Genomic DNA, 3,376 nt, shown 5'->3' on the forward strand with positions numbered 1-3,376 from the left:
CCGGCGCGACGGCGACAGCTGGGCCGCCGCCTACTGGGCCGCGCTGGCGCAGCGCCCCACCGACGCGACGCGCCGCTCGACATGCTGATGGAGCAGACCCACGGGCCGCACGCCACCGCGTGGTGGGTCAACGGCATCCAGCTCAAGCTCGGGCTGCTGGGCAAGGTGATCGGCTTCTCCATCCTGGCGATCCAGATCGGCCACACCGAGAGCTTCGACGCCACGCAGTCGCAGGCGCTGCTGAAGAGCCTGACCTCCGGCCTGGGCATCGCGCTGCTGACCACCATGGTGGGCCTGGTGGGCAACATCCTGCTCGGCCTGCAGCTCACCCGCCTGGACCGCTACGCCGACGCGCTGGTGGCCGACACCCAGCGCCACGGCCTGGCCCACGGCGCCGGGCGTGATGAGACCGCGACCGAGCCCACTGCATGAGCCGCAAGCGCCGTTCGCGCGAGGTCGAGGTCGACCCGTTCTACGACATGTTGTTCAACATGCTGATCGCCTTCGTCTTCTGTTTCATCATCGCGCTGCTGGCGATGAACCCGAAGGCGCTGAAGGCCGGCGACATACCGGCCAAGGCCGAGTTCATCATCACCGTGAGCTGGCCCGACAACAACCCGAACGACCTGGACACCTGGGTGCAGGACCCGGCCGGCGACCTGGTGTGGTTCCGCGCCCGCGAGGCCGGGCTGATGCACCTGGACCGCGACGACCGCGGCCTGGCCAACGACACCATCGTGGTCAACGGCAAGCAGATCGTGAACCCGCTGAACCAGGAAGTGGTCACGCTGCGCGGCATTGCGCCCGGCGAGTACACGGTGAACATCCAGTACTACGAAACCAAGAACGGCGAGCCGGTGGAGGCCACCGTGTCGCTGGTGAAGGTGAACCCGCGCGCCGAGGTCGTGTACTACGGCACCGCCACGCTCGCGCGCAAGGGCGACGAAGCCACCGCGCTGCGCTTCACCGTGCTGCCCGACGGAACCGTGAACAACATCAACACCCTGCCCAAGACCCTGGTGCAGCAAATCTGAGCCGGCCCCGCCATGACACTCTCCATTGCCATCACCTACGCCGCGCTGCTGGCCCTGACCGCGCTGGCACTGCTGTACTCCCGCTGGCCCGCCTGGCTGAAAGGCCTGCTGGTCGCCGGCGTGACGGTGCTCTACTTCCACGGCGCCGCGGTGCTGCAGGCCGTGTGGGGCCTGCCGGCCGACGAGGCGCTGCCACCGCGCTTCATCCTGCTGGCGGCCGTGATCGACGAACCCAGCGCCTCGCACCCCGGCGCGCTGTACGTGTGGGTGAACCGCATCGAGGACGGCAAGCCCGCGCTCGAGCCGCGCGCCTACAAGCTGCCCTACGCCAAGGACCTGCACGCGCTGCTCAACGAAGGCATGAAGAAGGCCCGCCAGGGCGTGAGCCAGCTCGGCACCGCCGAACCCAAGGCCGGCCGCAAGGGCCTGGCCTGGCTGCGCCCCGGGCGCGACGAGCAGAACGTGAAGATCCGCGACCTGCCCAAGCCGCAGCTGCCGGAGAAATGAGCATGATGCACCGTGCCCTCTCCGTCGGCCTGCTGTGCGCGGCCACGCTACTGGCCGGCTGCGGCGGGCCGCCCGCCGCCGTGAAGCTGTTCCCGCTGGAGCCCGGCCGCTCCTGGGTCTACCGCACCACCACCGAGCTGGAAGACAACACGCGCGACGAAGAGATCATCACGTTGCGCACGCTGGGCAAGGACACGCTGACCGTGGAGCAGGCCGCCGAGCCCGGCCCGGCCTGGCACCGCCACAGCGACGGCGGCGCCGACTACTGGCTGCGTGCCGACGACACCGGCATCTACCGCGTGGCCAGCAAGAGCGAGCTCGACGCCGAGCCGCAGCCCGACGCCACCCGCCGCTACGTGCTGAAGGCGCCCTACACCGTGGGCACGCAGTGGCAGACCGACACCGCGCCCTACCTGCTGCTGGAGAACACCAACTTCCCGCGCGAGACCCGCCACCGCCACCCGGCGGTGCCCATGCTGTTCAGCATCACCGCGGTGGACACCGCGGCGGAAGCCGACGGCCGCCGCTACACCGGCTGCACCCAGGTGCAGGGCAACGGCCAGATCCGCATCTTTTCCAGCTCGGTGGGCGGCTGGCGCGACGTGCCCATCGTGGCCCGCGAGTGGTACTGCCCCGGCGTGGGCCTGGTGCGGCTGGAGCGCGAGGAGCTGGTGGGGTCGAGCGGGTTGGTGTTCGGGGGAAAGCTCGTGATGGAGTTGGTGGACGAGGGCTGAGGGGCGAAGAGAACCATGGATGAGCGTTCAGCGACCCCTTGCCGTGCGCGCGGACTGAATCGCCCCGGGCCTTTTAGACACCTCTGTGGCGCATGAGGCCGAGCGAGGGATCACGCGAACTACTTTTCCAGGAACCCGAGCTTCGCCGACCCGTTGACTTCTAGCTTCTTCCCGACAACCGTCTTGCTTGCGGTTTCTTCTATCCACACTGCCGAATACTCATCGCTGAATTCACCTCGAACGACGTAGGTTGCATTGGGCTCCGGGACAAACTCTACCGTGCCCTTGACCTGGTACACAGTGCTGGTCAGGGCCTGGATAGGGGCGGCGAAGATCGTCCTTCCTCTTACGCCCACCTTGACAAGCTTGCCTGCAACGATCGACCTGCCGAACTGGACAGTGGTTAGAGCAAAGCCTTTGCCTTGGCTGGCTTGATGCGTCCGCCTCATTCCGTTGTCAATGTCTTGCCCATCCAGTTGCTCGGCGACAAACAGGTCGGCCTTGGAACGACTGTGCACCAATCCTGAGTCGTCAAGCCGAGCTTGCGGCCCGGAGTAACTTGCAGGGATCGATGGGGCGACTGATGCACAGCCAGACAAGAGAAGAATGGACAGGGCAATTGCGAGACGACCGAACACGACAGACCTCCGTAGTTGTTAGAAATCGGACTTGATGCTTAACGTTTGAGTAACGACACGCTCGATCGCAGCGCCGACCGCTGCCAGCAAGAAGTACACGTACTTCTCTTGCGCCGCTCGGTGCTGACGGCACACCTCGGCGCGAAGCGGCTGGCAAGACGTCCCCTCGATGGAAGGGTTAGGCATCACTGAGCAGCTTGGACAGCATGTTCTTGCGAGCGACATCAGGCTTGTATGGAACGTACTCCTCGCGTTCCTGCAGCAGCCTTCGCCATCGCTGAAGGAAGGCTTGATCGACACGAAGGGACGGCTTCGACTGGATCCACGCTTCTTCGCACTTCGCTAGTGTGGTGCGCCACTCTGTTCTGTACTTATGCCGCGACGGTCGCCAAGGCGGCCTTGGCCCGGGTGACCTTGGCCAGGATGTCGGTGGCGCTGGCTGTCCAGATGAATGTGCGCGCCG

4 protein-coding genes and 1 pseudogene are annotated in these 3,376 nt (G+C 66.2%); 4 read left to right on the forward strand and 1 reads right to left on the reverse strand.

All coding sequences use genetic code 11. From position 1 onward, the window contains the following. From x551_RS19955 to x551_RS19970, 4 genes and pseudogenes are all read left to right on the forward strand, one after another. Positions 1-432, forward strand: a pseudogene (locus x551_RS19955) (hypothetical protein); the annotation flags it as partial. Then, entirely contained in the window at positions 429-1,034 is a 606-nt protein-coding gene (locus x551_RS19960) for a hypothetical protein (RefSeq protein WP_036235699.1), read from the forward strand. The pseudogene x551_RS19955 and the gene x551_RS19960, both read left to right, overlap by 4 nt. Positions 1,035-1,046: 12 nt before the next feature. After that, positions 1,047-1,541 (forward strand): hypothetical protein, encoded by a 495-nt coding sequence (locus x551_RS19965; RefSeq protein ID WP_011830179.1) that lies wholly within the window; start codon positions 1,047-1,049, stop codon positions 1,539-1,541. Between the two features lie 2 nt (positions 1,542-1,543). Next, entirely contained in the window at positions 1,544-2,275 is a 732-nt protein-coding gene (locus x551_RS19970; RefSeq protein WP_036235701.1) for a hypothetical protein, read from the forward strand. Between the two features lie 119 nt (positions 2,276-2,394). Here x551_RS19970 and x551_RS19975 read toward each other — a convergent pair whose 3' ends face one another. Continuing rightward, positions 2,395-2,913: a hypothetical protein gene (locus tag x551_RS19975; RefSeq protein WP_152543608.1), complete on the reverse strand. Its 519-nt coding sequence runs from the start codon at positions 2,911-2,913 to the stop codon at positions 2,395-2,397. Between the last annotated feature and the right edge of the window lie 463 nt (positions 2,914-3,376).

It is taken from the genome of Methylibium sp. T29 (assembly GCF_000576205.1).
Taxonomy (GTDB): domain Bacteria; phylum Pseudomonadota; class Gammaproteobacteria; order Burkholderiales; family Burkholderiaceae_C; genus Methylibium; species Methylibium petroleiphilum.

Coding starts and splice junctions, on each gene's coding strand:
- x551_RS19970 (WP_036235701.1), top strand. CDS start 1,544: ATGATGCACCGTGCCCTCTCCGTCGGCCTGCTGTGCGCGGCCACGCTA.
- x551_RS19965 (WP_011830179.1), top strand. CDS start 1,047: ATGACACTCTCCATTGCCATCACCTACGCCGCGCTGCTGGCCCTGACC.
- x551_RS19960 (WP_036235699.1), top strand. CDS start 429: ATGAGCCGCAAGCGCCGTTCGCGCGAGGTCGAGGTCGACCCGTTCTAC.